Origin of the sequence: Leclercia sp. GLN_9, from assembly GCF_043105735.1 — a bacterium.
GTDB classification, from domain to species: domain Bacteria; phylum Pseudomonadota; class Gammaproteobacteria; order Enterobacterales; family Enterobacteriaceae; genus Enterobacter; species Enterobacter adecarboxylatus.
In genome coordinates, this window is the sequence record NZ_JBICLV010000042.1 from 1 (window position 1) to 17,268 (window position 17,268).

Annotated in this window: 15 protein-coding genes and 1 pseudogene; 10 read left to right on the top strand and 6 right to left on the bottom strand. The window is 59.1% G+C overall.

Features of this window, described 5'->3' with window-relative positions:
• Positions 1 to 118: 118 nt before the first annotated feature.
• A complete protein-coding gene (locus ACF8PE_RS21300; RefSeq protein ID WP_059307867.1) occupies positions 119 to 715 on the bottom strand; it encodes a TetR/AcrR family transcriptional regulator in 597 nt (198 codons plus the stop codon).
• Between the two features lie 127 nt (positions 716 to 842).
• On the opposite strand from ACF8PE_RS21300, the gene ACF8PE_RS21305 reads away from it, so the two are divergent.
• Positions 843 to 1,244 (top strand): RidA family protein, encoded by a 402-nt coding sequence (locus ACF8PE_RS21305; protein ID WP_392495246.1) that lies wholly within the window; start codon positions 843 to 845, stop codon positions 1,242 to 1,244.
• Between the two features lie 78 nt (positions 1,245 to 1,322).
• Here ACF8PE_RS21305 and ansP read toward each other — a convergent pair whose 3' ends face one another.
• Positions 1,323 to 2,819: an L-asparagine permease gene (gene ansP / locus ACF8PE_RS21310; RefSeq protein ID WP_392495247.1), complete on the bottom strand. Its 1,497-nt coding sequence runs from the start codon at positions 2,817 to 2,819 to the stop codon at positions 1,323 to 1,325.
• A 324-nt stretch (positions 2,820 to 3,143) separates the two neighbouring features.
• Here ansP and ACF8PE_RS21315 point away from each other — a divergent pair, with 324 nt between their 5' ends.
• On the top strand, positions 3,144 to 4,127 hold the full coding sequence (locus ACF8PE_RS21315) for an aldo/keto reductase (protein ID WP_392495248.1): 984 nt from the start codon (positions 3,144 to 3,146) through the stop codon (positions 4,125 to 4,127).
• A gap of 1 nt (position 4,128) precedes the next feature.
• On the opposite strand, the gene ACF8PE_RS21320 is transcribed toward ACF8PE_RS21315, so the two are convergent.
• A complete protein-coding gene (locus ACF8PE_RS21320; protein ID WP_103792312.1) occupies positions 4,129 to 5,019 on the bottom strand; it encodes a LysR family transcriptional regulator in 891 nt (296 codons plus the stop codon).
• A 111-nt stretch (positions 5,020 to 5,130) separates the two neighbouring features.
• Between ACF8PE_RS21320 and ACF8PE_RS21325 the strand changes: the two genes are divergently transcribed.
• Entirely contained in the window at positions 5,131 to 5,529 is a 399-nt protein-coding gene (locus tag ACF8PE_RS21325; protein WP_117386476.1) for a cupin domain-containing protein, read from the top strand.
• On the opposite strand, the gene ACF8PE_RS21330 is transcribed toward ACF8PE_RS21325, so the two are convergent.
• The 3 genes from ACF8PE_RS21330 to ACF8PE_RS21340 form a co-directional block, all read right to left on the bottom strand.
• Positions 5,501 to 6,808 (bottom strand): MFS transporter, encoded by a 1,308-nt coding sequence (locus ACF8PE_RS21330; protein WP_279869655.1) that lies wholly within the window; start codon positions 6,806 to 6,808, stop codon positions 5,501 to 5,503. The genes ACF8PE_RS21325 and ACF8PE_RS21330 overlap by 29 nt on opposite strands.
• A gap of 2 nt (positions 6,809 to 6,810) precedes the next feature.
• Positions 6,811 to 8,058, bottom strand: a complete 1,248-nt coding sequence (locus ACF8PE_RS21335; protein ID WP_392495249.1) for an MASE1 domain-containing protein — start codon at positions 8,056 to 8,058, stop codon at positions 6,811 to 6,813.
• Positions 8,059 to 8,133: 75 nt separating this feature from the next.
• Positions 8,134 to 9,669, bottom strand: a complete 1,536-nt coding sequence (locus ACF8PE_RS21340) for a methyl-accepting chemotaxis protein (RefSeq protein ID WP_032618158.1) — start codon at positions 9,667 to 9,669, stop codon at positions 8,134 to 8,136.
• Between the two features lie 348 nt (positions 9,670 to 10,017).
• Between ACF8PE_RS21340 and ACF8PE_RS21345 the strand changes: the two genes are divergently transcribed.
• The 7 genes and pseudogenes from ACF8PE_RS21345 (at position 10,018) to ACF8PE_RS21375 (ending at position 17,266) form a co-directional block, all read left to right on the top strand.
• Positions 10,018 to 10,557, top strand: coding sequence for a (d)CMP kinase (locus ACF8PE_RS21345; protein WP_032618159.1), 540 nt, complete (start codon positions 10,018 to 10,020; stop codon positions 10,555 to 10,557).
• A gap of 110 nt (positions 10,558 to 10,667) precedes the next feature.
• Positions 10,668 to 11,663: an LLM class flavin-dependent oxidoreductase gene (locus ACF8PE_RS21350; protein ID WP_144837994.1), complete on the top strand. Its 996-nt coding sequence runs from the start codon at positions 10,668 to 10,670 to the stop codon at positions 11,661 to 11,663.
• Positions 11,660 to 12,781 (top strand): amidohydrolase, encoded by a 1,122-nt coding sequence (locus tag ACF8PE_RS21355; RefSeq protein ID WP_223610543.1) that lies wholly within the window; start codon positions 11,660 to 11,662, stop codon positions 12,779 to 12,781. The genes ACF8PE_RS21350 and ACF8PE_RS21355 overlap by 4 nt, the downstream gene beginning before the upstream one ends.
• Before the next feature lie 15 nt (positions 12,782 to 12,796).
• Positions 12,797 to 15,057, top strand: a pseudogene (locus ACF8PE_RS21360) (NtaA/DmoA family FMN-dependent monooxygenase).
• Positions 15,058 to 15,066: 9 nt separating this feature from the next.
• Positions 15,067 to 15,576, top strand: a complete 510-nt coding sequence (locus ACF8PE_RS21365) for a GNAT family N-acetyltransferase (RefSeq protein ID WP_077227949.1) — start codon at positions 15,067 to 15,069, stop codon at positions 15,574 to 15,576.
• 9 nt (positions 15,577 to 15,585) lie between these two features.
• Positions 15,586 to 16,509, top strand: coding sequence for an amino acid ABC transporter permease (locus ACF8PE_RS21370; RefSeq protein WP_032618165.1), 924 nt, complete (start codon positions 15,586 to 15,588; stop codon positions 16,507 to 16,509).
• The gene (locus ACF8PE_RS21375) at positions 16,493 to 17,266 is read left to right on the top strand and encodes an amino acid ABC transporter ATP-binding protein (protein ID WP_392495250.1); all 774 of its coding nucleotides are present in this window, start codon (positions 16,493 to 16,495) and stop codon (positions 17,264 to 17,266) included. The genes ACF8PE_RS21370 and ACF8PE_RS21375 overlap by 17 nt, the downstream gene beginning before the upstream one ends.
• Positions 17,267 to 17,268: the final 2 nt, after the last annotated feature.

Consider the following 17,268-nt stretch of genomic DNA (forward strand, 5'->3'; position numbering starts at 1 on the left):
TGTGATGATTTTATTGCTTTGAGGGCAGTAAAATTACTGGGGATCTTTCAGCCCGGTGGGTTAGGGAGAGGGCCAGGACCGCCTGCCGCCGGGCAAAGAGTGCCGATATACACTCATGTTATTGCGGACGCTGGCACAGGCCGCTTGCCAGCTCCGTGAACACCGCAATGATCGCCGGTAGCGCCTTCTGCGGGTCCGGGCTGGCTGCTATCCAAAGTGCGGCATTCATGGCGGCGCTGTTTAACATATAGGCCGCGGCGTCAGCGTCCACGGCTTTGATCACGCCGCGTTCGAGCAGTTGGGTAAGGGTCTGGCGGGTGGATTCAAGGCAGCTCAACTGCCCCGGCCATTGAGCGGGATCGCCCAGAAACGCCGGACCATCAAGCAGAACGATTCGTCGCACTTCAGGGTCGAGCGCCATTTTGATATAGGCGACGCCTTCCGCTAACAGTTTCTCCCAGTCATCTCCCGCATCAGCGGCCTCAGCCTTTGCCTGTTGCGCCATTTCGCCGTCCATCTGGGCCACAACGGCGGCGAGAAGCCCCTTTTTATCGCCAAAATTGTGGTAGAGCGCCCCGCGGGTAAGGCCCACGCTGGCGGTGAGTTCATCCATGGATGCCGCGGCAAAGCCCTTCTCGGCAAAGGCTTTTCGCGCTGCCATAAGCAGTTTTGCGCGGTTCTCTTCCATCGTTTCGCTGCGGCGTTTAACAACCATAGGTTCTCCATCTTCATTTGACATACGCGGCGTATGTGTGATTAATTTGACATACGCCGCGTATATTAAAGCATTCGTATGCGCTGCGCTTTACGTTTTTCACCCTTGATAATGTACAGGATACCTTATGATCCAGCGCGAACCGGTTTTCCCCACCAACCGACATGCTCTTTATGAAGAACACGGTTATTCTGCCGCCATCCGTTCCGGCGATTTACTGTTTGTGTCCGGCCAGGTGGGCAGCCGCGCCGATGGCACGCCGGAGCCGGACTTTGCCGCTCAGGTGCAACTTGCGTTCGATAACCTGAAAGCGACGCTGGCCGCGGCGGGGTGTACGTTTGATGATCTGATCGATGTCACCACCTTCCATACCGATCCGCAAAATCAGTTTGCAACCATCATGCAGGTCAAACAGGCCATTTTCCCCCATCCGCCATACCCGAACTGGACAGCCGTGGGCGTAACCTGGCTGGCTGGATTTGATTTCGAAATTAAGGTGATTGCCCGGGTTCCTGCGCAGGCCCGTTAGGGCCGGGCAAGCGCAGCGCCGCCGGGAAAAGGGGGGAGCACATATAAAAAACGGTCACCTGAGTGACCGTTTTGTTTTTTATCTGGACGTCTCTTCTACCAGCGGACTGTCCCGATTTTCATCGTCCGGGTGTTTCGGCGCGGTGCTGTGGATCTCATGCACGCGCTTACGCACGCCAAACCAGCCAGCCACCAGCAGGACGGCCAGCAGAGGGATAGTGGCGATGGTATAGGTGCCGTTCGGGTAGTCGAACGCCATCAGAACCAGGACGCTGAACAGGAACAGCAGGGTCAGCCAGGAGGTTACCGGTACGCCCGGCATTTTGAAGCTCACTTCCGCCGCGGTGCCTGCTTTAATCGCTTTGCGCAGACGCATCTGGCACACCACGATAAAGGCCCAGGAGGCGATGATGCCCAGTGCCGCCACGTTCAGTACGATCTCAAATACCTGCGATGGCACCAGATAGTTCAGGAACACGCCAAAGACGTAGACCACCAGGGTCGCCAGAATGCCCGCATACGGTACCTGCTGCTTGCTCATCTTCGACATAAACTTCGGCGCAGAGCCGCCCATCGACATGGAGCGCAGGATACGGCCAGTGGAGTACAGGCCGGAGTTCAGGCTGGAGAGCGCCGCGGTCAGCACCACGATGTTCATGATGCTGCCTACGTAAGGCACGCCGAGCTTCGAGAAGAAGGTGACGAACGGGCTTTGTCCCGCCTGATAGGCGTTCCACGGCAGGAGCAGCACCAGCAGCACGACGGAGCCGACATAGAACAGGCCGATACGCCAGATCACGCTGTTGATCGCTTTTGGCACCATGTTCTCTGGATCTTTACATTCGCCCGCCGCCGTCCCCACCAGCTCGATGGAGGCAAAGGCGAACACCACGCCCTGGACCAATACCAGCGCAGGTAACAGGCCGTGCGGAAAGAAACCGCCGTTATCGGTGATCAGGTGGAAGCCGGTCATGTTGCCGTCGAGCGGTTTGCCGCTACCGAGGAACACCGTACCGACGACCAGGAAGATGACAATCGCCAGCACCTTAACCAGTGCAAACCAGAACTCCATCTCGGCGAACCACTTCACGCCAATCATGTTCATGGTGCCGACAATCGCCAGCGCGCCAAGGGCAAACACCCACTGCGGCACATCGCCAAACGCGCCCCAGTAGTGCATGTACAGCGCTACCGCGGTGATATCCACGATCCCGGTCATCGCCCAGTTAACGAAGTACATCCAGCCCGCAACATAGGCCGCTTTTTCACCGAGAAACTCACGGGCGTAGGAGACGAAGCTGCCGCTGGAGGGACGGTGTAAAACCAGTTCGCCCAGGGCACGCAGGATAAAGAAGGAGAAGATACCGCACACCAGATAGACCAGTGCGAGGGCCGGGCCAGCCATTTGCAGACGGGCGCCTGCACCTAAAAACAGCCCCGTACCGATAGCGCCGCCGATGGCGATCATCTGCACCTGACGGTTGCCCATCGCCTTGTGGTAGCCCTCTTCGTGGGCATTCAGCCAGCGACGTTTCGCAGCGTGATGATCGGCTGCGCTTTTATTGCTTGTTTTCATTGAGTTACCTGTTTACCTGTCAAAATCACTCTCATGATGTCCGTACCCGGCGGTCGCAATACAAACGATTGCTCATGCACGGAAATGCGCTGCCTTTCCAGTCATTCTGCGTATGGATAAGGCAAAAACATGGCGAAGCATCCTACCTGCAATTAATGATCGACGCAAAAAATAACGGAGTGAAAGTGATATGTATCGAACTAAATTTTTCGCCGCCACGATTTATGAATCCTGCTCATAACCACAAGCATTTGTCGGCTGTAGTATGCATAAATAAATGTGCCTACAGTAGGGACGATCAGACAACGACCCTTGAGGTGAAAAATGCAACAACGACAACTGGGTAAAAATGGCTTAACGGTCTCAGCGCTTGGCTTCGGCTGCATGGGACTGAGCCACGGCTACGGTCCGGCCACGGATAAACAGCAGGCCATCGCCCTGATTCGTGCCGCGGTGGATAAAGGCGTGACCTTCTTTGATACCGCCGAGATCTATGGCCCGTATCTCAACGAGGATGTCGTGGGGGAAGCCCTGGCCCCGGTGCGTGACCAGGTGTTGATTGCGACGAAGTTCGGGTTTGATTGCGAACAGCCCGGCCAGGTGCTTAACTGCCGACCAGAACATATCCGCGCGGCGGTGGAAGGGTCGTTAAAACGACTGAAAACGGACGTTATCGATCTCTATTACCAGCATCGGGTCGATCCTGATGTGCCGATTGAAGAGGTGGCGGGCACCATTGCCGATCTGATTGCCGAAGGCAAAGTGAAGCACTTTGGCCTGTCGGAAGCCGGTGTAGAAACCATCCGCCGCGCCCACGCGATCTATCCGGTGAGCGCTTTGCAAAGTGAATATTCCCTGTGGTGGCGCGAGCCGGAGCAGGCCATTCTGCCGCTGCTGCAAGAGTTGAGTATCGGCTTCGTGCCGTTCAGCCCGCTCGGGAAAGGTTTTTTGACCGGGACGATTAACGCTGGCACGACCTTTGACAGCAGTGATTTTCGTAACCAGGTGCCGCGCTTTAGTGAAGCCGCGCGTCAAGCCAACCAGCAGTTGGTAGAGGTGGTGCAGCAGCTGGCAGCAGAGCAGGGCGCGACGCCTGCGCAAGTGGCCCTCGCATGGCTGCTGGCGAAAGCGCCATGGATTGTGCCGATCCCCGGCACCACAAAAATGCACCGACTGGAAGAGAACCTCGGCGCGGCAGGCGTGACGTTGTCACCGGAAGCGCTGAACCACATCAACCAGACGCTGGCGAACATTGACGTGGTAGGCGATCGTTATCCGCAACATTTGCAGGCCCGGGTCGGGAAATAAACTACGTTTGACGTAACGCGTCGACCAGCAGGGAAAAGGCAGTGGTGTGCTGGCGGCGGCTGGGGTAGTAAAGACGGTAGCCATCAAACGCCGGGCAGTATGCTTCCAGCACCCGCACCAGTCGGCCCTGGCTGATAGCGTCCTGGACCGTATCTTCCGGGACGTAAGCCAGACCCAGACCTGCCTCAGCGGCATCCAGGCGCTGAGGCAGGTTATTCAGGGTTAACTGGCCGTCCACCCGCACGCGGATCTCCCGCCCCTCACGGGTGAACTCCCAGGCATACAGACCCCCGCGCGTGGGCAGACGCATATTAATGCAGCGATGATCGGCCAGTTGCTCGGGGGTTTGAGGCTCTCCGTGCCGGGCGAAATAACCAGGGGAGCCGACAACGGCCATCCGCATGTCCGGGGCAATCCGCACCGCAATCATATCCTTCGCCACCTGTTCGCCCAGGCGCACTCCGGCATCGAAACGCCCGTCGACGATGTCCGTCAGACCGTTATCCACCGTCACTTCCACATTGATATCCGGGTACTGAAGCATAAAGGGTTTCAACACCGGCCACAGGACCGCAGTCATGGCGTGCTCTCCGGCAGTAATACGGATATTGCCTGCCGGTTGGTCGCGCATGTCGCGCAGGGCGGTTAGCTCCTGTTCAATCTCCAGCAGGTGCGGGCTGAGGCGCGTAAACAGCTGTTCGCCCGCTTCGGTGGGCACCACGCTGCGGGTGGTCCGGGTCAGCAGGCGCATATCAAGACGTGCTTCAAGGTTACGCATGGCGTGGCTGAGGGCAGACTGCGACACGCCCAGTTGGGCCGCTGCGCGGGTGAAACTGCGCTCCCGGGCGACCACCATAAATGACAGCAGGTCGTTAAAATTATCCTTAAGCATCGCGGCGCTCCCGATATATGAATCTGGCTCATGGTTCCTTTCTGATTATGCAGTCTAATCCTCGCCCCGGTCTTGGGCTACTGTTAAGTCCACAGCAAACGAGGAGGTAGCATGAAAATTATCCGCAGTGGTTCATTACCCTCAGTCCGTGGCCCCGAGGCCTGGTTTACCGGCACCGTGCGCATCGACGCGCCATTTCAGGCCACCGAGCCGGCGAAAGTGGGCGGGGCGACCGTTACCTTTGAGCCGGGGGCGCGTACCGCATGGCATACCCACCCGCTGGGACAAACGTTGATCGTCACCCAGGGGCGCGGCTGGCTGCAGGAGTGGGGCAAAGAGGCAGAAGCGCTCAATCAGGGTGATATCGCGTGGATCCCCCCGGGCGTCAAACACTGGCACGGTGCCTGCGCGCAAACCGCGATGACCCACATCGCCATCGCGGAAGCGGTGGACGGCAGCCCGGTGGCGTGGCTGGAGAAGGTCACTGACGACCAGTATCCGCAGCCGTAAACCAGCGCTTTTTGAGGAGGTGGATCAGAGACACGTCTGTGGGGTGAACCACCGCATGCAGCGCCCGGGTATAGTCCAGCACCAGCCCGGGCGTCCAGGCCATGTTGGTGGCGCGCTTACGCAGCTGCGCGGCAATCCATAACTCAGGGATAAATAGCAGTCGCATAAAGCCGCCCCGGGAGCAGCGCTCTTTCAGCGCACCGTCCAGAGCGGCTTCCAGGGCGTAGGCCACGCTGCTGGAACAGTTGCGCCAGGTCAGGTTGTAGGTTTCGGTTTGTCGGTATTGCGTCCAGAAGCTGGTCAATGAGGCCGCATTGAAGGTGGAGAAGTGGATTTTGCGGTCGGACTCGCACCACATATTGGCTTCAAAGCGGTAGTCCGGTTGATACTTGCCCGCCACCGTATTAGCTTCCACCGCCTTCAGCAGGTTAAAAAACTCCGACGGCGAACGGTCGATCTCGGCCGCCGGGTAGAGGCTGATATAGAGCGTCGGCGGGACTTCCAGCGCCGCATGACCGGTGGAGATCACCCCGTTGGCATCGACGGCAGCGATGTAGCGGTTGATCACCGGGCGCGGGAGCGTCTGTTGTTTAGCGGACCCTTCCGGGGTCCAGACGTGGACGATCAGTTGATCCCCTGGCATGCGCTGTACATCCTGCGGCAGGGCCTCACGCGGGCCGATCATCAGGGTCTGCGGGGCGAGAATATCGAACACCGAGCGGCCGTGGCGGATCTGGCGCATCCGCAGGGAGAGGATCACGGAATGCACCCCGCCGGTGAGCATCACCATGCCGATAAACTGCGACACGGTGCCGTCATGTTCTGTCGGAAAAGGCAGGAACAGGAAAATGGCAAACAGGATTTGCAACACCCCGGACAGCAGGGCGCGACGCCAGTGGGTGAAGCGTACCACCACCGCAGAGGCGATGGTAAACAGGCCGGTAATGAAATACGCAATCCCAAACACGATGGCCAGCACAAGGGTACCGTCATGGCGACCCGATAAAATCAGAATGGCGATCAGCAGAAATACGCCGCCCTTAAAGTAAAAAATCCCCCGCTGAGTGCCTTTGGCCGCGGAGCCGAGCGCCAGCGACACCAGGCTGTCGAGCAGCAAAAACAGACCAAAAACGTGCAGGGGGAAGTGCAGCCCGCCCTGCAAACCATCAAGAAAAATGGCCAGCCCCAGCCCGCCCCAGAGCAACCCTGCCACCATAAAAAAGGGGGCCGCTTTGCGGACAAATGTCGCCCCGGCGAGTAAAAAAGCGATCTGCAGCATGGTTAACCTTCCTCCTGCGGCGCTGGGTTAAACAGGCTTCCCTTGTCTTCAGTCCAGAAGGCGACAATCACCGGGCGATCTTTGTCGGTCATCATCAGCATATTTCGCTCTGTTAAGGTGATGGGCGAATGACCGGGAATCGCCAGCGTAAAATGAAACGTCTCAGCGACAGGCTGGCCATTCGCGACCGCCTGCCAGCGCGCGGCCATCCGGGCCTGCTGTTGCGCATCGGGTAGGCACGCCAGCAGCGCGTCCCGGCTGTTAACCGGGGCTAAGGCGGCAGTAAGGGAAGGGTCCGCATCGGGATCCCAGGCGAGGCGGCCCGTTTCGGGATCAAGGGAGTACGCCATCGTCCGGGTTTGACGCATCGCGGTGCTCTGCGTTTTCTGGGCGCGAATAAACACCAGCAGCAGGGCGGCGGCAGAAAGATAAGACTGCGCCAGCAAAACCGACTCTTCCGCTGCCAGCCGGGCAAAATAGAAGGGGCCGGTTTCGCGCCAGGAGGCATAGAGCACCACGGCGCTAAAGAGAATAAACGCCAGCGAGGCCAGGCGATTACTGCAGATAACGGTGGCGGCCGTCAGCAGAACCAACGGCAGGCAGGCCAAAGCGTAGATCAGGGCGATGTTGTCGCTGCGGTCAGGCACATCGCTGAAGATCCACAGGGTCGCCAGCAACACGGCGAACACCAGACAAACACCGGGTAACGATGCTTGCCGCATCTCTTTATTCGTCGGTGACAGCAGGCCCATCAGCGGCGGGGTGACAAACAGCGTGCCAGTGACGTTGGCGCTCCAGGCGATCCACAGCCACTGCATTTGCCAGTTCCCGGCCAGCAGGGAAAGCCAGCCTACGCCCGCGAGTGCGGCCAGGGCGCTGATAACAATCGTGGAGATCACCCAGGTGACGATGTGGTGCAGCCGATCGTAGTCGCGGGAAAACCGCTGCACGCACCAGGCGATGCCCAGGTGGCTGGTCAGGGAAAACAGCGCCAGCACCAGCGAGACGTGAAACGTATGGTGAAAGGTCAGCCCCAGCATCAGGCGGGCGAGGAACAGGGTGAGCAACAGCGCGAGCCACTGCTTTCGCGCGGTGATCAGGAAGGCGGCGACGGCCACGCCCGACGGCAGCCAGATAAAGGCCACCCGGCTTTCCGGGCCGTCAAGGTTTAACGAGATCCAGCCCAGCAGATAATAGAGTGCGCCCCAGGCGAGTAACGAGACAGCTAAGGTCTTCTTATCTGCTTTCATCCAGGCCTCCCGGCAGCGACTATCGCTTTAAAAAGATATGACCTTTTCGCCGGGTTAGCCATTTTTGCTGCGGCGTTAGCCGCCGAACACCGCAATCGCCTGTTGCAGGCGGGTGGTGCGCTGGGTGAGATGATTTGCCGCCTGGGTGACGTGCTCCACCATCCCTGCGTTGTTATGGGTCATCACCCCGATACGTGAAATCGACTCGTTAATCAGGGACAGCGCCTGAGTCTGTTCCTGGGTTGCGTGGCCGATCTCCTTAATCAGAGCCGACATATTCAACACATTACCCATCATGGCGGTCAACTGAGTTTCGGTCTGCTCGACCATATTTACCCCGGCGTTAACGCTGGCGACGTTTTTCTCGATAAGTGACGCGATCTCCTTTGCCGCAGAGGCAGAGTGTTGGGCCAGATTACGCACCTCGGCGGCGACCACGGCAAAACCGCGTCCAGCTTCTCCGGCACGGGCGGCTTCCACCGCGGCGTTCAGGGCCAGAATATTGGTCTGGAAGGCGATACGGTCGATTACGGCGATGATATCGACAATCTGGCCGTTATCCCGTGACACCGACTGCATCACGTCGATGGTCTGCTTCAACACTGCTTCGCCGCGGTACGCGCTGGCGCTGGTCTGGTCGGCCATCGTGATCGCCTCTTCCGCCGTCTGGGCGGTCTGTTTGACCGCGCTGGCAATTTCTTCCACCGCTGCGGCCGTCTGCTGCAGATCCCCAGAAGTTTCTTCCGAGCGGGTCTGCAGGGCATCACCTTCTTTGGCGACCTGCTGGCTAATCTCGCGGATGCCGCTGATTTGCGTCCCGACATCATCCACCAGCGAGTTGAGGTTTAAGCCGGACTGATTGACCAGCCGCATCATCAAGCCAATCTCATCGACCCGATCGAAATGGGTATAGTCGGTTTTGCGGCCCGAGACCACGCGCTGCATCTGTTTGACGATGGTTGTTACCGGTCGGCATATCTGGGCATTAAGAAATAACGCCAGCAAAATAAACAGCAGCGCCAGGCCACCAGCCTGTATTACCCCGCCCGGAAGTAATAAAGGAAGCGCCAGGGCGAGCAGGGCGGTAATACCAACGGAGTAATTAACCCGCTTCGCGGTGCTGAGCCGTTTGAATATTGAAAGAAAAGAGAGTATTCCCCGACGCACCAGCACGCCTTTATAAAAACGATGGCCTTTTATTTCGTTATTTCGCACCCGCTGATAAAGCGCCTCACTGGCATCAATTTCGTGGCGCTCGGGAATATTACGCACCGAAATATAGCCGGTGAGCGTATCGTTCTGGTAGACCGGCGTAACGTTGGCCCGCACCCAGTAGTGATCGCCGTTGCGACGGCGATTTTTAACCAGCCCGGTCCAGCTCTCGCCCTGTTGCAGGGTATACCACATATCGCCAAAGGCTTCCGCGGGCATATCAGGATGGCGAATCACATTATGCGGTTCACCGATAAGGTGTTCTTCTTTATAACCACTGGCATCAATAAAGGCAGAGTTGGCGTAAGTAATATGACTCTGAATAGTGGTGGTCGACATTAGCGTCGAACCTTCGTTAAGCAAATACTCGTTTTGTGTAACGTGATTGTTACGCCTCATGAATAACTCCATGGTGATGTCTGAGTAAAAGAGAAGCCGCCCGAAAAAGAGTCAGGCAAGGTTAAGGTTTTATTCTTTAATATTACGGCTGGCGTATTCTCCACAATCTTCAATGAATTAGAAAGCGCCGGAATTAACTATTTTTTCGTATTAACCTGTGCTTATGTAATCAAATTGCAATGCGCGTGGGATAAAAAACAGCGCGGGCGGGAATTAATGTGACTTAAGGTAAATATTAAGGAAATAATGAATCCGTGGCAAAAACCAGACTGCCGATATCGTGTTTCATTAACATTCATAAAACATTATGATTGTTGGCCCGGTTTTTCCGTCTCAGCAGGAAATGTGATGAAAATCAATATTGTTGGCACCAGCGGCAGCGGTAAGAGTACGCTGGCCCGCAGAATGGCCGCCGAACTGGCGCTCCCTTATATCGAAATGGACACCCTGTACTGGCTGCCTGACTGGCAGGGCACCCCGGATCACCTCCTGTTCGCCAGGCTCGAAACAGTGCTCAACGCCAGCCCTGGCTGGGTGCTGGACGGCAACTACAACCGCACCCGTCCGGTAAAATGGCGCAACGTCGATCTGGTGGTGTGGGTGGATTATGGCTTTGTCCGTACCCTGCGCCAGGCGGTGACGCGGGCGGCAAAACGCGCCTGGACCCAACAGGAGCTGTGGCCCGGCACCGGCAACCGGGAAAGTTTTCGGCGCTCCTTTTTCAGCCGCGAGTCGATCCTGCTGTGGACGATGAAAACCTGGCGCAGCAATCGCGCACGTTATGAAGCGGACATGGAAAACCCCGCCTTTGCCCATATTCGCTTCGTGCGTATCACCTCCCGTCATCAGGCTGACGCGCTGATCGCAGAGCTTCGTGCCTCGCGCTAACCTGGCGCCTTATATCTGAAATCCGGCAAACCAAATGTAAATTAATTGTTTCTCAGCGGTGAAATCGCCCCTTAATAATGGCGACATGTTTAGTCAAACGAGATTGCAACATGTCATGGCGAATCAGCATTCTGGATAAAAGTCCTGTCGCAGAAAACGAAACGGCCGCCGATGCGTTAGCACGCACGCTGAGCCTGGCGCAGCAGGCAGAAACCCTGGGTTATCACCGTTTCTGGATTGCCGAACACCACAACACCCCGCAACTGGCCAGCCCGTCGCCCGAACTGCTGATCGCCTGGATCCTAGGGCAGACCAAACGCATTCGCGTCGGCTCCGGCGGGGTAATGCTGCAACACTACAGCCCCTACAAAGTCGCCGAAAACTTCAACCTGCTGGCCGCCATTGCCCCCGGTCGTGTGGATCTGGGCGTCGGCAAAGCGCCTGGCGGTCTGCCGCTTTCAACCCGGGCGCTTCAAATCGGCCTCAGCCAGCAGGAGAAGGGCGATTTTGCCGCCCAACTGGCGCAGCTGAAGGGCTGGATCACCCCGGGCTCACCAGACGAGGAGGTTCGCGCCACGCCGTTACCGCAGGTGGCGGCGGCTGGCTTCCTGCTGGGTGCCAGCGCGGAGAGCGCGCGCCTTGCTGCCAGCCTCGACTGGGACTTCGTTTTCGCCGCTCATCTGAATGGCGATCCTGAACTGCTGCGGGACGTGATCGGCACCTGGCGCGAGCATAGCCTCAGAGAGGTGATTATCGCGGTGCAGGCCATCGTCGCCCCGACCCAGGCGCAGGCCGAGGCGCTGGCGAAATCTGTCGAAGTGTGGGGCGTAGAATTGACCAATGGCCAGCGCGTGACGGTCGCCAGCGAAGAGCAGGCTTACGCCTTTGCCCGTCAGGCAGGCAGCGAGCCGCTACGCATCGCCCGCCGCGCCCAGTCTCTGCTGGTGGGCACCGCGGAGTCGGTGCTCGGGCAACTGGAGGCGCTGCATCAGCAGTGGGGCATTGATGAGTTCATCATTGATACCCCGGTGGCTGACGGGGCTGCCCGGGTGCAATCTCTGCGCCTGCTGGCCGAGGCCCGGGAATCGCGGGAGGTGGCGGTATGAGCCTCGAACAACAGCTGATCGCCTGGCGTCGCGAGCTGCACCAGAACCCTGAACTCTCCGGCGAAGAGGTGCAAACCACCGCCCGCCTGCGCCAGTGGCTGGGGGAGGCCGGGATCACCGTCCTGCCTTATGACCTGGCAACAGGGGTGGTTGCGGAAGTGGGCAAGGGCGACAAACAGATTGCCCTGCGCGCCGATATCGACGCCTTGCCGATTGAGGAGCGCAGCGGCGTGGCCTTTACTTCTCAACGTCCTGGCGTGATGCATGCCTGCGGCCATGACATCCATACCAGCGTGATCCTCGGCGCGGCCTTAACGCTGAAAGCGCGGGAGGCCTCACTTAATGGCCGGGTGCGGATCCTGTTCCAGCCTGCGGAAGAGAACTTCGGCGGTGCCAAAAGCCTGGTGCGCGCCGGGGCTTTGCGCGACGTCAGCGCCATCTTCGGCATGCATAACGAACCCGGTCTGCCGGTGGGCAGTTTCGCCACACGCGGCGGCCCTTTTTACGCCAACGTCGATCGCTTCGTGTTCCGCATTACCGGCAAAGGGGCGCACGCCGCCCGTCCACATGAAGGCAACGACGCCATTCTGCTCGCCAGCCAGCTGGTGACCGCCCTGCAAAGCGTTGCCAGCCGCAACGTCAACACCCTCGACTCGGTGGTGCTGAGCGTGACGCGCATTACCGGCGGCAATACCTGGAACGTGTTGCCCGAGAGCGTCGAGCTGGAGGGCACCTTGCGCACGCATCGCACACAAGTGCAGCAAAACGTGAAGGCCCGGGTGGCTGAAATCGCCGCCGGGTTTGCCAGCGCCTTCAACGCGCAAATTGATATCACCTGGTATGCCGGACCCACAGCGCTGGTCAACGACGCCAACTGGGCGGAATTTGCCACCTCGGTGGCCAGCGAGAGCGGCTATGAAACCCGGCAGGCCGAGCTGCACATGGGTGGGGAGGATTTCGCCGTCTATTTGCAGCAGATCCCCGGGGCCTTCGTCAGCATCGGCAGCGCCAGTCAGTATGGTTTGCATCATCCGGCCTTTAACCCGGACGAGGCATTAATTGCACCCGCCGCGCGCTATTTCGCCCGACTTGCGGAAAAAGCACTGAATCAACTTTAAGGGTAAGGAGTGAATATGTCCGCAACACGACAGCTGCGACTGGGCACAATATTGCATGGCGCCTCCGGGAACATGTCGGCCTGGCGTCATCCGGCGGCACCTGCCGATGCCAGCATCAATTTCAATTTTGTTAAAGAGACGGCCCTGAAGGCCGAAGCGGGGAAACTCGACTTTATCTTTGTCGCCGATGGCCTCTACATCAACGAAAAGTCTATCCCGCATTTTCTCAACCGCTTTGAGCCGCTGACCGTGCTGTCGGCGCTGGCGACCGTCACCTCACGGCTGGGGTTGGTGGGAACGCTGTCCACCTCATACAGCGAGCCGTTTACCGTGGCGCGCCAGTTTGCCAGCCTCGATCACCTGAGCAATGGCCGGGCGGGCTGGAATGTGGTGACCTCGCCGCTGGAAGGATCGGCAAAGAACTTCTCCCGCGACACGCACCCGGAGCACGCCCTGCGTTACCGCATCGCCGATGAATATCTCGACGTGGTGAAAGGGCTGTGGGACTCCTGGGAGGGCGATGCCTTTGTGCGCAACAAAGAGACCGGGCAGTTCTTCGATCCGCAAAAGCTGCACACCCTCGATCACCATGGCGATTTCTTTAAGGTCGCCGGGCCGCTGAATATCGGCCGCACGCCGCAGGGCAGACCGATTGTATTCCAGGCCGGTGCCTCGGAGGACGGCAAAAAGCTGGCGGCAAAACATGCCGACGCCATCTTTACCCATCATGACACCTACGAAGAAGCCCAGGCGTTCTGGCACGACGTGAAAAGCCAGCTGAAACAGCATGGGCGAAGCAATGATGAGCTGCACATCTTCCAGGGGGTGAGCGTGATCGTCGGGAAGGACGCCGACGACGTGGAGCAGCAGTACCAGACCACGGCGGCGCTGGTCTCCATCAACGATGCCCTGAACTATCTCGGCCGCTATTTTGAGCACCATGACTTCAGCCAGTACCCGCTGGATGAACCCTTCCCGGACATTGGCGACCTGGGGAAAAACAGCTTCCGCAGCACTACCGATGAGATCAAGCGCAACGCCCGGGAGCGCAACTTAACCCTGCGCCAGGTGGCGCTGGAAGCCGCCTCGCCGCGCCCACGTTTTTCGGGCACCCCGGAACAGGTGGCGGACGGTCTGCAGCAGTGGTTTGAAGGCTATGCCGCGGATGGTTTCATCATCCAGGGCGGCACCCCGGATACCTTCCCGCGTTTCGTTGACCAGGTGGTACCGCTGTTGCAGGCGCGCGGTCTGTCCCGCACCGAATACCCCGGCACCACGCTGCGTGAGAGCCTGGGATTAGAGCAACCCGCCAATCAGTTCACACAACAATAAGAGAACCTGCCATGCAAAAATCATCGCTTATTCTGGCGCTCGCGCTGGCCTTTACCCCAGCCGTCTGGGCAGAGAACGTCAATATTAACGGCACCGGGGTCAGCCTTGAGGCTAACAAAACGCCGATCAACACCGCCAAAAACCCGCAGGCCATCGCCCAGCTGCCCGCCAGCTTTAAGCCGGTGGTGCCGGGGAAATTCACCGTGGCGATTGCCGGGTTGAGCCAGCCGCCGCTGACGGTGTTTGCCGATGACAACAAAACCCTGATCGGCAGCGAGGCTGACATTGCCCGCCTGGTGGCGGATAGCCTCGGGCTGGAGCTGAACGTGGTGCCCACCTCCTGGGAGGACTGGCCGCTGGGGGTGACCTCCGGGAAATATGACGCGGCGATCAGCAACATCACCGTGACCAAAGAGCGTAAAGAGAAGTTCGATTTCGCCACCTACCGGAAGGATTCGCTGGGCTTCTACGTGAAATCCTCCAGCCCGATCAAGAAACTGGAGACGGCGGAAGACATCGCCGGGCTGCGCATTATCGTGGGTTCCGGCACCAACCAGGAGGCGATCCTGCTGGCGTGGGATGCGGAAAACCGAAAGAAGGGGCTGAAGCCCTTCACCCCGATCTACACCAAAGACGATGCCGCCCAGACCCTGGCGCTACAGTCCGGTCGGGCTGACGCCTACTTTGGTCCGAATGTGATAGGCGCATGGAAAGCGGCCCTCAACGGCAAAACGAAGCTGGTGGGCAGCGTGGATGGCGGCTGGCCGAAAGCGGCGCACATCGCCGTGACCCTGAAGAAAGGCAGCGGCCTGGCGGAGCCGGTGCAGACCGCCCTCAACGGCGTAATCAAGAACGGCGACTACGACAAGGTGCTGAACCGCTGGGGTGAAGGCGTGGAGCGTATCCCGAGTTCCGAAGTTAACCCGGCTGGCCTTGGCGACTAAGGAGAACCTATGCGCGACCTTTTTCGTGATGTTTCGCCGGAAGACGCCGATCTTCAACCCATCATTAATGGGCTGTTCGGAGAGTACGCGGCGCGCTACGGCGACTATTTCTCTAAAGATGCGGAGGTCGAACTGACCGAGTGGTATCTGGCGCCGCAGGGGCTGTTTATTGTGCTGGAGCGCGACGGAAAAATCATCGCCACCGGGGCCTATAAACCCTTCGATGCCCAGACCGCCGAGATCAAACGGATCTGGACCGACAAATCCCTGCGCCAGCAGGGGCTTGCCGCCCGGGTGGTACAGGAGCTGGAGCGCCGGGCGATACTGGCCGGATACAGCCAGATCTACCTCACCACCGGCTTTCGCCAGCCGGAGGCGGTGCGACTCTATCTGAGTCAGGGCTACACGGCCCAGTTCGACCTGACCCGCGATCCGGAAGAGTACAGCCAGCCGCCGTTCGACGGGCGGCTGCGCTTCACCAAAACGCTGGTACGTGAAACGTTCAGTAAATCGGCATGAGGAACGACCATGAACAACGTTGAAACCATCAAAGTGGTCCCGGCGCGCTACCCGCTGCGCACGGTGGGCGCGATCGTGGCGCTGTTTGTACTGGCGGTGGTGATCCAGTCAGTGGCCTTTAACCCCCGCTGGGAGTGGAGCGTGTTTGCGCGCTGGTTCTTCGACCCGGTGATCCTGGAAGGGGTGGGGCAGACGCTGCTGCTGACCCTGATTGGCACCGCGCTCAGCGTGGTGATCGGCGGCCTGTTAGCGCTGGCGCGGCTCTCGTCATCCTGGCTGTTGAGCAGTCTCGCCTGGGGTTACATCTGGCTGTTCCGCTCCCTGCCGCTGATTGTGGTGCTGATCATCCTCTATAACTTCTCCTATCTGTACGACACCCTGTCCCTCGGCGTGCCGTTCACCGGCATTACCTGGGGCAGCTTTGAGACCATCAATGTGCTGGGGCAATTCTCCACCGCGGTGGTCGGGCTGACGCTGGTGCAGAGCGCCTATACGGCGGAGATCATTCGCGGCGGCTTCCTCGGGGTCGATCACGGCCAGTATGAAGCGGCAGCGGCCCTGGGGTTACCGGCTTCGCGTCGCACCCTGCGGATTATTTTGCCGCAGGCGCTGCGCACCATTCTGCCTGCCGGATTTAACGAAATCATCAGTCTCGCCAAGGGCACGGCGATGGTTTACGTCCTGGCGATGCCGGAGCTGTTCTATACCATCCAGATGATCTACAACCGCACCCAGGAGGTGATCCCGCTGCTGATGGTGGGGGCCGTCTGGTATCTGGTGATCACTACCGTCCTTTCCGCCATCCAACATCTGGTTGAGCGCGCCCTGGCCCGCAGCGAGCGCCGCTCGGCGGTGAACTCTACCCGCGCAACCCGCACCCGTTCCGTTACCACCCAAACCACACAGGAGCCTGTCCATGCAAGCCTCTCCTGAAGGACATATTTCGATAACCGGCGTCAGTAAGTTCTTTGGTCGCCACAAGGCGCTGGATAACGTCTCGCTGGAGATACCGCCCGGCTCGGTAACGGTGATCCTCGGCCCGTCCGGCTCCGGTAAATCCACGCTGCTGCGCACCATTAACCACCTGGAGCGGGTCGATGAAGGCTTTATCCAGATTGACGGGGATTACATTGGCTATCGGCGGGAGGGCAACATGCTGTACGAGCTGAAGGAGAATGCGATCCTCAAACAGCGGGTTAACGTCGGCTATGTGTTCCAGAACTTCAACCTGTTCCCGCACCTGACGGTGCTGGAGAACCTGATCGAAGCGCCCATCGCGCATAAACAGCTGAGCCGTAAAGAGGCGGTAGAGCGGGCTTACGATCTGCTGGACGTGGTGGGGCTGCGCGATAAAGCCGATGCCTGGTCACGCCATCTTTCCGGCGGGCAGCAGCAGCGCATCGCCATAGCCCGCGCGCTGGCGCTGCGCCCGCGAGTGATGCTGTTTGATGAGCCGACCTCGGCGCTGGATCCCGAGCTGGTGGGCGAGGTGCTGGACGTGATCAAAAAGCTGGCCCGCTCCGGCACGACGCTGGTGGTGGTCACGCACGAGATTGGCTTCGCCCGGGAAGTTGCCGACCAGGTGGTCTTTATGGTGGATGGCAAAATCGTGGAACAGGGCAGCAGCGACGAGGTGTTGAACCGTCCGTCCCACGCCCGAACGCGGCAGTTCCTGTCGAAAGTGCTCTAAGG